General features: G+C 68.4%; 13 protein-coding genes. 10 read left to right on the top strand and 3 right to left on the bottom strand.

What is annotated here, in order from left to right:
* Nucleotides 1–24 precede the first annotated feature (24 nt).
* Nucleotides 25–2,286, top strand: a complete 2,262-nt coding sequence (locus AC07PE_RS22880) for a putative bifunctional diguanylate cyclase/phosphodiesterase (protein ID WP_498768811.1) — start codon at nucleotides 25–27, stop codon at nucleotides 2,284–2,286.
* Between the two features lie 64 nt (nucleotides 2,287–2,350).
* Here AC07PE_RS22880 and AC07PE_RS22885 read toward each other — a convergent pair whose 3' ends face one another.
* Nucleotides 2,351–2,803 carry a CBS domain-containing protein gene (locus AC07PE_RS22885; RefSeq protein ID WP_230022542.1) on the bottom strand — a complete coding sequence of 151 codons (453 nt, stop codon included), beginning with the start codon at nucleotides 2,801–2,803 and terminating at the stop codon, nucleotides 2,351–2,353.
* 205 nt (nucleotides 2,804–3,008) lie between these two features.
* Between AC07PE_RS22885 and AC07PE_RS22890 the strand changes: the two genes are divergently transcribed.
* Genes AC07PE_RS22890 through AC07PE_RS22900 form a run of 3 tightly spaced genes read left to right on the top strand, consistent with a single transcriptional unit; the run spans nucleotide 3,009 to nucleotide 5,441 of the window.
* Nucleotides 3,009–4,319 carry an O-acetylhomoserine aminocarboxypropyltransferase gene (locus AC07PE_RS22890; protein WP_498768814.1) on the top strand — a complete coding sequence of 437 codons (1,311 nt, stop codon included), beginning with the start codon at nucleotides 3,009–3,011 and terminating at the stop codon, nucleotides 4,317–4,319.
* 1 nt (nucleotide 4,320) lies between these two features.
* The gene (locus AC07PE_RS22895) at nucleotides 4,321–5,130 is read left to right on the top strand and encodes an alpha/beta fold hydrolase (protein WP_498768817.1); all 810 of its coding nucleotides are present in this window, start codon (nucleotides 4,321–4,323) and stop codon (nucleotides 5,128–5,130) included.
* Nucleotides 5,127–5,441, top strand: a complete 315-nt coding sequence (locus tag AC07PE_RS22900; RefSeq protein WP_498768819.1) for an Mpo1-like protein — start codon at nucleotides 5,127–5,129, stop codon at nucleotides 5,439–5,441. Before AC07PE_RS22895 ends, AC07PE_RS22900 begins: the two co-directional genes overlap by 4 nt.
* Before the next feature lie 42 nt (nucleotides 5,442–5,483).
* Here AC07PE_RS22900 and AC07PE_RS22905 read toward each other — a convergent pair whose 3' ends face one another.
* Both AC07PE_RS22905 and AC07PE_RS22910 read right to left on the bottom strand, forming a co-directional pair.
* On the bottom strand, nucleotides 5,484–7,487 hold the full coding sequence (locus tag AC07PE_RS22905) for a GGDEF domain-containing protein (RefSeq protein WP_498768821.1): 2,004 nt from the start codon (nucleotides 7,485–7,487) through the stop codon (nucleotides 5,484–5,486).
* 107 nt (nucleotides 7,488–7,594) lie between these two features.
* The gene (locus tag AC07PE_RS22910; protein WP_498769090.1) at nucleotides 7,595–8,941 is read right to left on the bottom strand and encodes a YihY family inner membrane protein; all 1,347 of its coding nucleotides are present in this window, start codon (nucleotides 8,939–8,941) and stop codon (nucleotides 7,595–7,597) included.
* An 86-nt stretch (nucleotides 8,942–9,027) separates the two neighbouring features.
* Between AC07PE_RS22910 and wrbA the strand changes: the two genes are divergently transcribed.
* Genes wrbA through AC07PE_RS22940 form a run of 6 tightly spaced genes read left to right on the top strand, consistent with a single transcriptional unit; the run spans nucleotide 9,028 to nucleotide 15,510 of the window.
* On the top strand, nucleotides 9,028–9,639 hold the full coding sequence (gene wrbA, locus AC07PE_RS22915; RefSeq protein WP_498768823.1) for an NAD(P)H:quinone oxidoreductase: 612 nt from the start codon (nucleotides 9,028–9,030) through the stop codon (nucleotides 9,637–9,639).
* 3 nt (nucleotides 9,640–9,642) lie between these two features.
* Nucleotides 9,643–10,041, top strand: coding sequence for a DUF2069 domain-containing protein (locus AC07PE_RS22920; RefSeq protein ID WP_498768825.1), 399 nt, complete (start codon nucleotides 9,643–9,645; stop codon nucleotides 10,039–10,041).
* The gene (locus tag AC07PE_RS22925; protein ID WP_498768827.1) at nucleotides 10,034–11,443 is read left to right on the top strand and encodes an FAD-binding oxidoreductase; all 1,410 of its coding nucleotides are present in this window, start codon (nucleotides 10,034–10,036) and stop codon (nucleotides 11,441–11,443) included. Before AC07PE_RS22920 ends, AC07PE_RS22925 begins: the two co-directional genes overlap by 8 nt.
* 16 nt (nucleotides 11,444–11,459) lie before the next feature.
* Nucleotides 11,460–11,900, top strand: a complete 441-nt coding sequence (locus AC07PE_RS22930; RefSeq protein ID WP_498768829.1) for a DUF4124 domain-containing protein — start codon at nucleotides 11,460–11,462, stop codon at nucleotides 11,898–11,900.
* Nucleotides 11,888–14,443, top strand: a complete 2,556-nt coding sequence (locus tag AC07PE_RS22935; RefSeq protein ID WP_498768831.1) for an ABC transporter permease — start codon at nucleotides 11,888–11,890, stop codon at nucleotides 14,441–14,443. Before AC07PE_RS22930 ends, AC07PE_RS22935 begins: the two co-directional genes overlap by 13 nt.
* Nucleotides 14,443–15,510, top strand: a complete 1,068-nt coding sequence (locus AC07PE_RS22940; protein WP_498768833.1) for a lipocalin-like domain-containing protein — start codon at nucleotides 14,443–14,445, stop codon at nucleotides 15,508–15,510. The genes AC07PE_RS22935 and AC07PE_RS22940 overlap by 1 nt, the downstream gene beginning before the upstream one ends.

Raw genomic sequence — 15,510 nt, forward strand, 5'->3', positions numbered from 1 at the left:
TCAAGTCAAACCGGAGATGCAGCAATGCCCGCACCGCCCCCAGCGCAGGACGATGAACTGGTCTTCGTCGACGAAGCGCCGGCTCTATCCAGCGGCGCCTCGGACGTAGTCGCCGGCACATCCGGCGGCGCATGGCGGGTGATGATCGTCGACGACGACGCCGACGTCCACTCGACCACCACCTTCGCGCTCGGCAGCCTTGAGCTGCACGGCCGCCGCCTCGAATTCCTGCACGCCTACTCCGCCGCCCAGGCCCGCGCCCTGCTCGAGACCGAGGACGACATCGCCGTGGTCCTGCTCGACGTCGTCATGGAAGAAGCGGACGCTGGCCTGCACCTGGTGCGCCACATCCGCGAGACCCTCGGCCTGCACGACCTGCGCATCATCCTGCGCACCGGCCAGCCCGGCTACGCGCCGGAGATGGACGCCATCCGCGGCTACGACATCAACGATTACCGCACCAAGTCCGAACTCACGCGCACCAAGCTGTACACCTCGGTGGCCAGCGCGATCCGCGCCTATGAACAGATCCACGCGCTGGAAGCCAGCCGCCGCGGCCTGGCCGAGGTGGTGCGCGCCAACGCCGAGCTGATGGCGCTGCGCTCCATCAGCGGCATGGCGGAAGGCATCCTGCGCGAAGCCGCGCACCTGATCGGCCAGCCGGCGCCGGGCCTGATGTGCTCCTGCCTCGGCGGCCCCGATGCCGCCGGCTGGGAAGTGCTGGCCGCGTCGGGCGACAAGGCTGCGTTGGCGCCGACCGGCGTCCTCGCCGCAAGCGGCGATGGCGCGGCGAATGCGATCCGCGACGGCCTGGCGCAGCAGCGCCACGTGTTCGGCGAACGCCACCTGACCCTGTACTTTGGCGGCAAGGCCCACTGCGACTTCACCGCCTGGATCGAACTCGAACGCCCGCTCGACCCGCTGCGGCGCGGCCTGCTCGAGCTGTTCGCCTCGAATATCGCCGTCGGCCTCGACAACGTCGCCCTGCTGACCGACCTGCAGCACGCCGCCTTCTACGACCCATTGACCGGCCTGCCCAACCGCACCCGCCTCGTCGAGCTGATCGACGCCGGCCTGGCCCAGGGCGAGACACGGAGCGACGAAGTCCTGTGCCTGGTCGACCTCGACCATTTTGCAGAGATCAACGACGCCCTCGGCCACCAGTTCGGCGACGCCCTGCTGGTCGAGGTGGCCCGGCGCCTGCGCGCCCGCGTCCACCCGCGCCTGCAGCTGGCGCGCATCGGCAGCGACATCTTCTGCATTCTCGGTGACGCCGCGCAGGTCGATCCGGAAGGCATCCATGCGCTGTTCGCGGCGCCGTTCTCGATCAAGGGCCAGGACGTGCAGGTATCCAGCACCCTCGGCCTGGTGCGTCTGCTGGAACACGACGGCACCGGCGCCGATGCGCTGAAGGATGCCGACATCGCGCTCAAGCGCGCCAAGACCCGCCAGCGCGGCGGCCATTTCTACTTCTCGCGCGGGATGGGCGTGGAGATCCGCGAACGCGTGCGCCTGATGCACGCGCTGCGCAGCGGTTTCGCGCACGGCGAACTGTTCCTGGCCTACCAGCCGCAGGTCGAGCTGGCCGCCCACCGCCCCTTCGGGGCCGAAGCCCTGCTGCGCTGGCGCACCGAGGACGGGCGCCTGGTGCCGCCGGACCGCTTCATCCCCATCGCCGAGTATTCTGGCCTGATCATCGAGATCGGCGAGTGGGTACTGCGCCAGGCCTGCGCCGAACTGATGCGCCTGCGCGCGGCCGGCCACCTCGACTTCACGATGTCGGTGAACGTCTCGCAGGTGCAGTTCCGCCACCCGAGCTTCCTCGACATGCTGCGCGCCGCGCTGGTCGACACCGGCGCACCGCCCGAGCGCATCGAGCTGGAAATCACGGAATCGATGGCGATGGAAGAGCCGGACCTGCTGATCGAGCGTCTCGCGGCGATCAAGCGCACCGGCGTCTCGATCGCGATCGACGACTTCGGCACCGGTTTCTCTTCGCTGTCCTACCTGCAGCGCCTGCAGGTCGACCGCCTGAAGATCGACCGCGCCTTCGTCACCGAGATCACGGGCTCGGCGCGCGGCAGCAGCATTGCGGAGATGGTGATCGAACTGGGCCGCAACCTGGGCCTGTCGATCATCGCAGAGGGCGTGGAGGATGAGCGCCAGGCGCAGATCCTGCAGGCGCTGGGCTGCCCGCTGGCGCAGGGCTTCCTGTTCTCGCGGCCGCTGGCGCCGGAGGCTTTGCTGGAATGGCTGGGCAAGGATGCGCTGACACGCGCCGCGTAGGGTGGGCACCCCGTGCCCACGCGTGGGCTCGGGGTGCCCACCCTACAAAAACCAAGGCCGCTGATCAGTCCTCGGCGACCTGCTCCGCCGGCCAATCCCGGATATAAGCCTTCAGCATGCGGTTCTCGAAACTCTGCGCTTCCAGCACCGCCTTGGCGACGTCATAGAACGAGATCACACCCAGCAGGGTGCGGGCATTCATCACCGGCAGGTAGCGCGCGTGCTTTTCCAGCATGATGCGGCGCACCTCGTTCACTTCGGTGTCCGGGGTGACGGTGATCGGGCTGTCGTCCATGTGCTTGCGCACCGTGCCGGCGCCGATCGTGCCGCCGTGGGCGTTGACGGCCTGGATCACTTCGCGGAAGGTCAGCATGCCGACCAGGTCGCCGTATTCCATCACCACCAGCGAACCGATGTCGCGATCCGCCATTGTCGCGGCCGCATCGGCCAGCTGTGTGTCCGGAGACACCGTGTAGAGAATATCGCCCTTCACCTGCAGGATTTCGGATACTTTCATAGCGGTCACCATGTCGTGAGTACGGGGTACGGGAGCGGATGGAACGAGAGAGCTGGACACTGGATTCGGATGCTTGGCAAGCTTGATTAACACATAACGCCGACTCTAGCCTATGCATTCCAAAAAAGCCAGCCTTGCGCTTCAACAAAATTAACTTGCCTGATGATAGGATGCCGCTTGTCTATACTAATCGGATGAGTTTCCCATGAGCGGTCCCAGGTATCCCGGCTTCGACACCCTGTCCCTGCACGCCGGCGCCAGCCCCGATCCGGCCACCGGCGCACGCGCCACGCCCGTCTATTTCACATCCTCGTTCGCGTTCCGCGATTCGGACCAGGCGGCGTCGCTGTTCAATATGGAGCGCGCCGGCCACGTCTATTCGCGCCTGTCGAACCCGACCAATGCCGTGCTCGAGGAACGGATCGCCGCGCTGGAAGGCGGCGTGGGCGGGATCGCCACCGCCAGCGGCCAGGCCGCAATGCACCTGGGCCTCAGCACCATCGCCGGCGCCGGCAGCCACATCGTAGCCTCGCGTGCACTGTACGGCGGCTCGCACAACCTGCTGGCCTATACGCTGAAGCGCTTCGGCATCGACACCACCTTCGTCGACCCGCGCGACCTCGACGCCTGGCGCGCCGCGATCCGTCCGGAGACCAAGGTCCTGTTCGGCGAATCCGTCGGCAATCCGGGCCTGGACGTGCTCGATATCCCGCGCGTGGCGGCGCTGGCCCACGAGCACGATCTGCCGCTGATGGTCGATGCCACGCTGACCACGCCTTACCTGTTGAAGCCATTCGATCACGGCGCCGACCTGGTGTTCCACTCGGCCACGAAATTCTTGTGCGGCCATGGCACCGCGATCGGTGGCCTGCTGGTCGACGGCGGCAGCTTCGACTGGCAGCGCGCCCATGCGCGTACGGGGCGCTTCGCCGAGCTGTGCGAACCCTACGAGGGCTTCCACGGCATGGTCTTCGCCGAAGAATCGACGGTGGGCGCCTTCGCCCTGCGCGCGCGCCGCGAGGGCCTGCGCGACTTCGGCGCGGCGATGAGCCCGCACAACGCCTTCGCCATCCTGCAGGGCATCGAGACCCTGGGCCTGCGCATGGAGCGCCACGTCGCCAACGCGCGCAAGCTGGTCGGGTTCCTGGCAAGCCATGCGGCGGTGGAATCGGTGGTGTGGCCCGAGCTGGAAAGCCATCCGGATCACGAACTGGCCAAGACCCTGCTGCCGCGCGGCGCCGGCGGCGTGTTCTCCTTCCACCTGCGCGGCGGGCGCGCGGCCGGCAAGCGCTTCGTCGACGGCCTGAAGCTGTTCTCGCACCTGGCGAACGTCGGCGACGCCAAGTCGCTGGCCATCCACCCGGCCTCGACCACCCACTTCCGCGTGCCTACCGAGCAGCTGGCGGCAAGCGGCGTCGGCGAAGGCATGATCCGCCTGTCAGTGGGACTGGAAGATGCGGACGACCTGATCGAAGACCTGACGCGCGGCCTGAAGCTGGCCCAGAAGGGAGCCTGAGATGATCTATCAGGTCAATGGCGCTCCCGCTTACTGCTACACCGGCGGCAAGGCCTTCGATGCACGGCAGCCCACCATCGTGTTCCTGCATGGGGCGCAGAACGACCATTCGGTATGGGCGCTGCAGAGCCGGTATTTTGCCTGGCACGGCTGGAACGTGCTGGCGGTCGACCTGCCCGGCCACGGCCGCAGCGGCGGACAGGCGCTGCCGACGGTCGAAGCGATGGCCGACTGGGTGCTGGCCCTGCTGGACGCTGCCGGCGCGGGCAAGGCGCTGCTGGCCGGCCACAGCATGGGATCGCTGATCGCACTGGAAGCCGCCCACCGCGCGCCGGCCCGGGTGAGCGGCCTGGCGGTGCTGGGCACGACCTGGCCGATGAAAGTGTCGGACGCCCTGCTGGCGGCCTCGAAGGATGCGCTGCAGTCGGCCATCGACATGGTGAACATCTGGTCGCATTCGGGACCGATGCCGCGCCCGGCCTGCCCGGCGCCCGGCTTCTCGGTGACGGGCATGTCGCGGCGTCTGATGCAGCGCCTGGCCGAGCAGAACCCGGCTCAGCTCTTCCACACCGACTTCTCGGCCTGCAACGCCTACGCGAACGGCGGCGAGGCGGCGGCCGGGGTCAGCTGCCCTACCCTGTTCGTGCTCGGATCGCGCGACATGATGACGCCGCCGCGTTCCGCACAGGCGCTGACGTCTGCGCTCAAGCATGGCAGAATTGTCACCGTGGATGCCGGCCACGCCATGATGGCCGAGCAGCCCGACGCGGTGCTGGACGCGCTGATCGCGTTCGCGACAAAGGAGATATGACGATGGCTGCCGTTCGCTACAACAGCTTTTCCGAGTTCTATCCTTACTACCTGACCCAGCACGAGCACCGGCTGTGCCGGCGCGCCCACTTCATCGGGACGTCCTCGGCGATCGCCTCGATCGCCCAGTACATCGACAGCCTCAACCCGTGGTGGCTGCTGTTCGCCGTGGTGAGCGGCTACGGCGGCGCCTGGATCGGGCATTTTTTCTACGAGAAGAACCGGCCGGCCACCTTCGGCAACCCGTGGTGGTCCTTCCGCGCGGACTGGGTGATGTACTGGCAGATGTTGACCGGGAAGATCAGCTGGTGATCGGTAGGGTGGGCACCCCGTGCCCACCCTACTGGTTCCGATTCAGCTGGTGACGGTCGTTTTCACGTTGACGAGGTCGACCAGTCCGTCCGCGGACGCCTGACCGAGGTCCGCATCCGCCGCGGCAATCGCCGCCGGCGTCAACGCGTTCGCATCGGCCACGCCAAAGGCCTGGTTCCTGCCGGCCGTCTTGGCCAGGTAGAGGCAGAGGTCGGCCAGGTGCACCAGCTTTTCCCAGTCCGGACCGCCGTCCACCGGCGCCACCGGGCGCGGGCAGAAACCGATCGACACAGTGACGGTCAGCGCCTGGCCATCGGCGTCTATCGTCGTGCCGGACACCGCCGCCAGTAGGCGCGCGCACAGCTGGCGCGCCTCGTCGAGCGCCACGCCCGGCAGGTAAGCCAGGAATTCCTCGCCGCCCCATCGGATCAGCACGTCCTGCTCGCGCAGGCTGCCGGCCAGGCGCGCCGCCACGTTCTTCAGGACCACGTCGCCGGCGCTGTGGCCGAAGCGGTCGTTGATCGACTTGAAGTGGTCGACGTCCATCAGCAGGAAGACGCCGCCGGCCTTGCCGTCGCGGCCGGGATTCTCGTGATAGGCCGGCACCACGTGCTCGTAGAAGTAGTGGCGGTTGAACAGACCGGTCAGCGAATCGCGGGTGCTCTGGCGGAACAGCTGTTCGTTCTTCAGCTTCAGCGTGCCGTTCGCCTTTTTCACCCGCCCGTACAGCAAGGCGATGAGCAGCACGGCCACCAGTGTCGTTGCGCTCAGCGCCACCCACAGCGTGCGGATGCGCTTGATGGTGGACAGCTCGGCCGCCTTCAGCTGGCTTTCGTGGTGCAGCGCGGTCAGCTCGGCCTGCTTTTTCTGGTAGGCCCGGGCGCGCTGCAAGGCCTGGTAGGACAGCTGCTTTTCCTTGCGCCAGGCGGCCAGCGATACCGAGCCCGCCTTCTCGTAGACGGTCAGCGCGACGTCGCCCCAGCCCACCTGGTTCAGCGCGTGGCCGTAGTCGAGCAGCATGCGCACGTAGCGCTCGTCGTCCTTCAGTCCCTCGAGCGCGCTGTCGACCATCTGCCGGCCCTGGGCGACGTTGCGGAAATAGACGTAGCTGATGCCCAGCTCGTACGACGCCAGCCGGGCGCCGGTCTCGTCGCCGACTTCGCGCGCGATGCGCAGCGCCGCCTCGCTGGTGCGCGCAGCTTCGCCGAAGCGGCGGGCCTGGACGTAGAGTTCCGCCAGGTTCGCAAGCGGCACCGCAAGGCGCTCGCGCGCATCGAGTTTTTCGAGGATGTCGATTGCGGCCTGCAGCGCCTTCTCGGCGCGCTTCGGATTGCCGGCATGGGCAGCGGTGGCGTATTCGATCAGCCGCGCATGCGCCAGCTGGGCCGGGATGCCGCGGCTTTTGGCGATCGCGAGCAGCTCGTCGGCCAGCTTCAGCGCCGGGGCGGGGTCGCCGACCACCGCCATCAGGCGCGCCTGCTCGCGCAAGGCCATCGCCAGCGCGTCCGGATCGGCGCCGGTGCGCGCCAGGTTTGCGGCCTGCTCGACGTAGACCAGGGCGTCGTCGCTGCGGCCTTCCTGGTCGGCCAGCAGGCCGTGGGCCACCAGCGCGCGGGTCTTGAGGTGGATGTCCTCGGTCTTGTCCGCCAGCGCGGCGGCATTGTCGATCAGCTTGCGCGCCGCATCCTGGTCGTGCACCAGCCGGGACAGCGCCAGGCCGTGGCTCAGCATGGCCTTGGCCAGCAGGCTGTCGTCGTGGGTGTCGCGGCCGAGCTTTTCGGCCTGCAGGGCGGCTTCCAGGGCTTCGTGCTTCTTGCCGAGCCAGAAGTTGGCGCGGCTGGTTTCGACCAGCACCAGGCCGCGTTCGCGGCTGCTGCGCCCTTCCTTGAGCTGTTCGAGCTTGGCCAGCGCCGCGGTGGGCTTGACGTAGGCTTCTTCGCGGGCGACGTTCAGCGCAAGCGTGAAATCGTCCTGGTCCGCCCCGGCATGGGCCAGCGCAGTCCAGCACAGGAACAGCAGGCCAAAAAGGAAGCGGCGAACGATCATGTGATCTCCAAACGTATCCCGGCAATAGTAACATCGGGCAACGTTTGATTCCACAATTCAATACAATCCGTATCCAGACAGACACGGAACAGCCGCTTGCCAGGCGATTAGTTGGCGAAATGCTCAGCCAGGGTCTGGTCCAGGCCGCGCTCGACGGCCTCTTCGACCCGGCGCGCCAGCAGCGCCGAGTCCAGCGCCAGCGGCGAGGCCGGCGCCGGCTCGCCTGCGACTGCGCCAGCGCCCGCGCCGGCACCCAGTCCGGGAACGAATTCGATGCCGGCGCCACCGAACACGAAGCGCCGGTAGACGTCGGACAGGCGGATCAGGCCCGGATCGACCAGCAGCACCCAGCCCTCGCCGCCCTCACGCGCGCCGCGTCCCCAGACCGCCCGCAGCGATTCCTCGGCGTGCACGCGGCCTACCCAGCCGGCCGCCACCATCTGCTCCAGGAGCAGGGTCATCTCGTCGTAGCCGATGCGGGTGTGGGCGCGGATCTGGGCGCCGGTCACCAGCGCCGTGCCGGTGATCGCCGCGCCGCCGTGCAGCACTTTCAGGATGGCCATCGCGTCGACGAAGGCGCCGCCGGGCACCGGCTCGTACCACCAGCGCTCGTATTTCACCACCGGCAACGCCGCGGTCAGCAGCGCGCCGACCAGGGTGATCAGCCAGGACAGGTACATCCACAACAGGAACAGCGGCAGCGCCGCCAGCGCGCCGTAGATGATGGCGTAGGTCGGGAACTGGCGGATGAAAATCGCGAATACGCGTTTCGCGACCTCGAAGGCGATCGCCGCCACCAGGCCGCCCCACAGCGCGTCGCGCCAGTCGACCCAGCGGTTCGGCACCGTCATGTAGAGCAGCGTGTAGGCGCCGGTGGTCAGGGCCACCGACACCACCGTATAGAAAAGGGCGCCAATGAAGGGCACTGCGCTCAGCAGGCCGGTGGTGGCGCTGAACAGCTGGGAAGTGACGGTCAGCGAGAGCCCGAACAGCAGCGGCCCGAGCGTGACGAGGGCCCAATAGATCAGTACCCGCTGTACGAAGGGGCGCGGACGCTTGACGCGCCAGATCTGGTTGAAGGCGCGCTCGATCATGCCGATCATGGCCGCCGTGGTCAGCACCAGCGCCACCGCGCCCACCGCCGACAGGCGCGTCGCCTTGCTGGCGAACTGGGTCAGGTTCGAGGTGATCGTGTTGGCGATCGCCTTCGGCATCACCATCTGCACGAAATAATGGTCGAGCGCCGAACGCAGCTGGCCGAAGATCGGGAAGGTCGTAAAGATGGCCAGCACGATGGTCAGCAGCGGCACCAGCGCCAGCGTGGTGGTGAAGGTCAGGCTGCCGGCCACCTGCGGCAGTTTCTCGTCGAGCAGGCGGCGGCGCGCAAAGCGCACCAGGTCGCGCACCTCGGCCCAGGTCAGGCCGCGCACCATGTCGACGCTGACGTTGATCATCTCGCTGGTGGAACGGGAGATCGAGGAAACGGTTTTCGAGAGCATCTGGGCGCGAAGGAGGAATAAACCGCCCTATAATACCAACGATGAACCCAACCAATCCGATCATCCTCATCCTCTACTATTCACGGCATGGCAAGACTCGCAAACTGGCTGAGCTCATCGCCCAGGGCGTCGAAAGCGTTCCCGGCCTGGAAGCGCGCCTGCGCACCGTGCCCGCCGTCTCCACCGTGGCGGAGGCGACCGAGCCCGACATCCCGCGCAGCGGCGCGCCTTATGTCGAGCTGGAGGACCTGGCGGAATGCGCCGGACTGGCGCTGGGCTCCCCCACCCGCTTCGGCAATATGGCGGCGGCCATGAAGTACTTCCTCGACGGCACCTCGGCGCAGTGGCTGTCCGGCACCCTGGCCGGCAAGCCGGCGGCCGTGTTCACCTCCACCGGCAGCCTGCATGGCGGCCAGGAGTCGACCCTGCTGTCGATGATGATTCCGCTGCTGCACCACGGCATGATGGTGATGGGCCTGCCCTACACCATGCCGGAACTGATGACCACCGAAAGCGGCGGCAGCCCCTACGGCGCGACCCACTGGTCCGGCGTCGACGGCAACCGCCCGATCACGGACGACGAGAAGCGGCTGGCGATCGCGCTGGGCCGGCGCCTGGCGCTGGCGGGCCGCAACCTGCAAGGGATGGAATAAGCAATGCAAGTGCATCGGGTATTTCATACGGGAGCGGTGACCAGCCTGGTCATCCTGTGCGTCTGGCTGCTGGCCTGGGAGATCGTGGTGGCCCCGCTGCATCCGGGTGGCTCGCTGCTGGCGCTCAAGGCCCTGCCGCTGCTGCTGCCGCTGCGCGGCGTGATCAAGCGCGACCTGTACACGCTGCAGTGGTCGTCGATGGTCATCCTCATCTATTTCATTGAAGGCGCCGTACGGGCCTGGAGCGACAAGGCCGAGATCTCGCGCATCATGGCGCTGGGCGAGGTCATGCTGGTCTGCTGCTATTTCGTCTTCGCCCTGCTCTACCTGCGCCCCTACAAGAAGCAGGCGAAGAAGCTCGCCAAGGAGCTGCTCGACAAGGTCAAAGTGCCGCATGACTGATTTGTTCCTCGCGCATTGCCGCCAGCTGATCGGCGCCGATCATGTGCTCACCGACGATGCCGACGTCTCTCCCTACCTGACCGACTGGCGCGGCCGCTTCACGGGCCGCGCCCGTGCCGTGCTGCGCCCCGCCGATCCGCAGCAGGTGGCCGGCCTGGTCCGGCTGTGCGCCGCAAACCGGGTGCCGGTGGTGCCGCAGGGCGGGCGCACCGGCCTCGTGATCGGCAGCGTGCCCGACGAATCGGGGAGCGCCGTGGTGCTCTCGCTGCGGCGCCTGAACCGCATCCGCACCGTCGACACCATCAACCGCACCATGACGGTGGACGCCGGCTGCATCCTGCACGACATCCAGCACGCGGCCAGCGCGGCCGGCATGCTGTTCCCGCTGTCACTTGCGGCCGAAGGCAGCTGCACCATCGGCGGCAACCTGGCGACGAATGCCGGCGGCACCGGGGTCCTGCGTTACGGGAACACGCGCGAACTGTGCCTGGGCCTGGAAGTCGTCACCGCACAGGGCGAGCTGTGGAGCGGCCTGCGCGGCCTGCGCAAGGACAACACCGGCTACGACCTGCGCGATCTGTACATCGGTGCGGAAGGCACGCTGGGCGTGATCACCGGCGCCGTGCTGAAGCTGTTCCCGCAGCCGAAGGCGGGCATCACTGCCCTGGTTGCGCTGGACAGCTGCCGCGATGCGCTCGAACTCCTGAAGCTGGCCCAGGACACCGCCGGCCCGAACCTTACTGGCTATGAGCTGATGAGCGACGTCTGCCTGCGCCTGGTCGGCAAGCACTTCCCCGACCTGCCCCAGCCCTTCCCGCAGACCCACCCGCAGTACGCCCTGCTGGAACTGTCCAGCCACGAGTCGGAGCAGCACGCCGTACGCCTGCTGGAAGAGACCATCGAGAACGCGCTCGAAGCCGGCCTGGCCCAGGACGCCGTGGTCGCGACCTCGATCGCGCAGTCGCGCGCGCTGTGGGCGATCCGCGAGCACATCCCGCTGGCCCAGGCCGCGGATGGCAAGAACATCAAGCACGACATCTCGGTGCCCATTTCCCGCATCGCCGATTTCGTGGAAAAGACCGATGCCCTGCTGGCGCGCGCCTGGCCGGGTGTGCAGGTGGTCTGCTTCGGCCACCTGGGCGACGGCAACCTGCACTACAACATCGCGCCGCCCGCCGGCACGCCGCATGAAGCCTTCCTCGCCTACCAGGGCGACGTCAACCGCATCGTGCACGACAGCGTGGCCGACTTCGCCGGCTCGATTTCGGCCGAACACGGCATCGGCGCCCTGAAACGTGACGAGCTGCCACGCTACAAAGCGCAAGTCGAGCTGGACCTGATGCGTGCCATCAAGGCCGCGCTCGACCCGCTGGGCATTATGAACCCTGGCAAAATTCTTTGACCGGGAGACCTTCACGATGCGCCTTCTTTTCCTTCTAAGCGCCTGCCTGTTGCCGATCGCCGCGCAGGCCCAGTCCGTGTACAAATGCACGGCCGACGGCAAGACCAGCTATAGCGACCATCCCTGCGCCCAGGGCGCATCGACGGCCCTGCCCCCACCGCCGACAGGCATCTCGCCCGCCGACACCATGGGCCCGCAGGGCGGCGACGCCCGCACCCTGCTGGCGCTGGAAAAGGCGCGCATCACCCGCGAGAAGGAAGCGGCCAGGGAGGAGCGTGCGCAGGCGAAGCTGGGCCGCGCCGCCTACGCCAAACGGCAGAAATGCGACAGGCTGCGCCTGCGCCACAAATGGGCCGAGGAAGATCTGGCGCGCAGCGTGCACGGTGCTAAGCAGGAGGCGGCGCGCCTGAAGGCGAAGCGCCAGCGCGAAACCCTGGCGGTGGAATGTCCGGCCTAGGGCTGCTCTCCCGCTGGCTGCTGCTAGGCGAGTGGCGCGCGCACCCGATGCGCGCCCTGCTGGCCGTGGTAGCGATCGCGGTCGGCGTGGCCATGGGCTTCGCCATCCACCTGATCAACGCCGCCGCCTTCAACGAATTCTCTGCCGCCATTCAGAGCCTGGCCGGCCAGGCCGACCTGCAGGTAGCCGGACGCGAAGCCCAGTTCGACGAGCGCATCTACCCGCGCCTGGCTGCGCACGAGGGCGTGGCGGTGGCCTCGCCGGTGCTGGAAGTGGATGCGGCACTGGCCGGCAGGCCCGGATCGCTGAAGATCGTCGGCCTGGACGCGCTGCGCGCCGGCTACGTCTCGCCCGACCTGAGCGGCGTGCCGCAGAAAGAGCGCGGCGCCGACGTGCTGGGCGACGACACCATCTTCCTGTCGCCGGCGGCCCAGTCCTGGCTGGGGGTGCGGCCAGGCGCCACCCTGCTGCTGCGCGCCGGTACCCATGACGTGCCGTTGCGCGTGGCCGGCCCCATCCTCCGCGCGCGCAGCGGCCAGCGCCTGGCGGTGATGGACATCGGCACCCTACAGTGGCGCTTCGGGCAGCTGGGGAAGCTGTCGCGCATCGACCTGAAACTGCGGGACGGCGTCGACCGCGCCGCCTTCGAGCGCGCGCTGGCGGCGGAACTGGAAAAGGACTTCCCCGGCCGCTTCACGGTGGCGGCGCCGAACGACGCCAACCAGGAAAGCCGCAACAATAATCTCAGCCGCGCCTACCGCGTCAACCTGACCGTGCTGGCGCTGGTGGCCCTGTTCACCGGCGCCTTCCTGGTGTTCTCGACCCAGGCCTTGTCGGTCCTGCGCCGGCGCAGCCAGTTCGCGCTGCTGCGCGTGCTCGGCCTGCCGCGCCGGCTTCTGCTGCACCAGGTGCTGGTCGAAGGCGCGAGCCTGGGCGTGATCGGCGCGCTGCTGGGCATCGCCGGCGGCTACGCGCTGGCCGCGGCGGCGCTGGCCTTCTTCGGCGGCGACCTCGGCGCAGGCTACTTCCCCGGCGTGAAGCCGACCGTCGTGTTCACCCCGCTGGCGGCATGCGTCTTCTTCCTGCTCGGCCTGGGCGTGGCACTGCTCGGCTGCGCGGCGCCGGCCTGGGAGGCTGCGCGCGCCCGTCCCGCGGTGGCCCTCAAATCCGGCAACGACGAAACCGCGCTGGAGCGCCTGTCGCGCGTCTGGCCTTCAGTGGTCTGCCTGGCGTTGGCGGCCGCCTGCGCCTTCGCACCGCCCGTGTTCGAGCTGCCGCTGTTCGGCTATTTCGCGGTGGCCCTGCTGCTGATCGGCGGGATCGGCCTGATGCCGCGCCTGGCGGCCAGCAGCTTCCGCCTGCTGAACCGCCTGCAGCTGCGCAGGCCGTCGGCTGCCCAATCTCCGGTGCTGAACCTGGCGCTGGCGCGGCTGGCGAATGCGCCGGGCCAGGCCTCGATCGCGCTGGGCGGCGTGCTGGCCAGCTTCAGCCTGATGGTCGCGATGGGGATCATGGTGGCCAGCTTCCGCGTGTCGGTGGACGACTGGATCCAGCACATCCTGCCCGCCGACCTCTACGTGCGCACGGCCAGCGGCGGCAATACCGGCGGCCTTGGCGCACCGGAACAGGCGGCGATCGCCGCGCTGCCGGGCGTCTCGCGCTCTGCCTTCCTGCGCACCCGGCCGCTGGCCCTGGATCCGACGCGTCCCGCCATCACCCTGATCGCACGCGACATCGACGCCGCAGACCCGGGCCGGATGCTGGCGCTGGTCGGCGACGCCATCCCCGCGCCCGCCGGCGAGCTGCCGGTATGGGTGTCGGAAGCCATGACCGATCTGTACGGCCTCCACGCCGGCCAACGCCTTGATCTGCCGCTGGGCGGGCAGCGCCAGCGCTTCTTTGTGGCCGGCGTCTGGCGCGATTACGCCAACCAGTCCGGCTCCGTGGTCGTACGCCTGCACGATTACCGCCGCCTGACCGGCGACAGCATCGTCACCGACGCCGCGCTGTGGGCCGACAAGGGCGTCCCCGTCGATGCCATCGCCGCGCGCCTGCGCGCCCTGCCTTTCGGCGCGACCCTGCAATTCGCCAGCCCCGGCGAGATCCGCGCGGCTAGCCTCAGGATCTTCGACCGCAGCTTCGCCGTCACCTACCTGCTGGAAGCGATCGCCATCGCGATCGGCCTGTCCGGCGTGGCGGCGACCTTCTCGGCCCAGACCCTGGCGCGCGCCCGCGAGTTCGGCATGCTGCGCCACGTGGGCGTCTCGCGCGGCCAGGTGCTGCGCATCCTGGCGCTCGAAGGCGGCTCGCTGACGGTGCTGGGCGTGGCCACCGGCTTCGCGCTCGGCCTCCTGATCAGCCTGATCCTCGTTTACGTCGTCAATCCGCAGTCCTTCCACTGGACCATGCAGCTGCACCTGCCTTGGCCACTGCTGGGCAGCGTCGCCGGCGTGCTGGTGGCGGCGTCGGTGGCCACGGCGCTGGTGTCGGGACGCTATGCGCTCTCCGGTGGCCCTGTGCGCGCCGTGCGGGAGGACTGGTGATGCTGCGACGCCTGCTCTTCATCCTGCTGCTGTTGGCGAACGCGGTCCAGGCCGCGCCACCGGACTTCGCCCCGGTGACGCCGGGCCGCGCGCTGGTCTTCCCGCAGGACTTCGGCGCCCATCCGCAGCACCGCACCGAGTGGTGGTACGTGACCGGCTGGCTGGAGACCCCTAGCGGCAAGCCGCTGGGCTTCCAAGTCACCTTCTTCCGAAGCCGCACCGAGCACGATGCCAACAACCCCAGTGCCTTCGCACCCAAGCAGCTCATCATCGGCCACGCCGCCCTGTCCGACCCGGCGACCGGTCGGCTATTGCACGACCAGCGCAGCGCACGCGAAGGCTTTGGCCTCGCCTGGGCAAAGACCGGCACCACCGACGTCAAGCTCGAGGACTGGAGCATGCGGCGCAATCCCGATGGGCGCTACCAGGTGTCGGTGCGCGGCGGTGAACTGGCCTTCGAGCTGCAGCTTTCGCCGAGCCAGCCCGTGCTGCTGCAGGGCGAGGCCGGCTTCTCGCGCAAGGGGCCGAAGCCGGAGCACGCCAGCTACTATTACAGCGAGCCTCACCTGAACGTAAGCGGCACGGTCACGCGCGCCGGCAAGCCCCTGAAAGTCAAAGGCACGGCATGGCTCGACCACGAATGGTCCAGCCAGGTACTGGAAACGAATGCCGCCGGCTGGGACTGGACCGGCATCAATCTCGACGATGGCGGCGCCCTGATGGCCTTCCAGATCCGCGCCAAGGACGGCGCAAGGCTGTGGGCCCATGCGACCCTGCGCGATGGCGCCGGCCGCGTCACCCAGTACAATCCCGAGCAGGTAAGCTTCACACCGCAGCAAAACTGGAAGTCGCCGCGCACGGGGGCCAGCTATCCGGTCGCGACAACGGTTTCGACCGGCGCTTTGCGCTGGCAGCTGAAACCCCTGCAGCCCGACCAGGAACTCGACTCGCGGCGCTCGACCGGCGCCGTGTACTGGGAAGGCGCGGTGACGGTGGAGCGCGACGGCCGCCGTCTGGGGCGCGGCTATCTCGAGCTGACCGGCTACGTCGACCCGATGAAACTTTGA

The organism is Telluria sp. GW821-FHT07G12 (assembly GCF_059418525.1).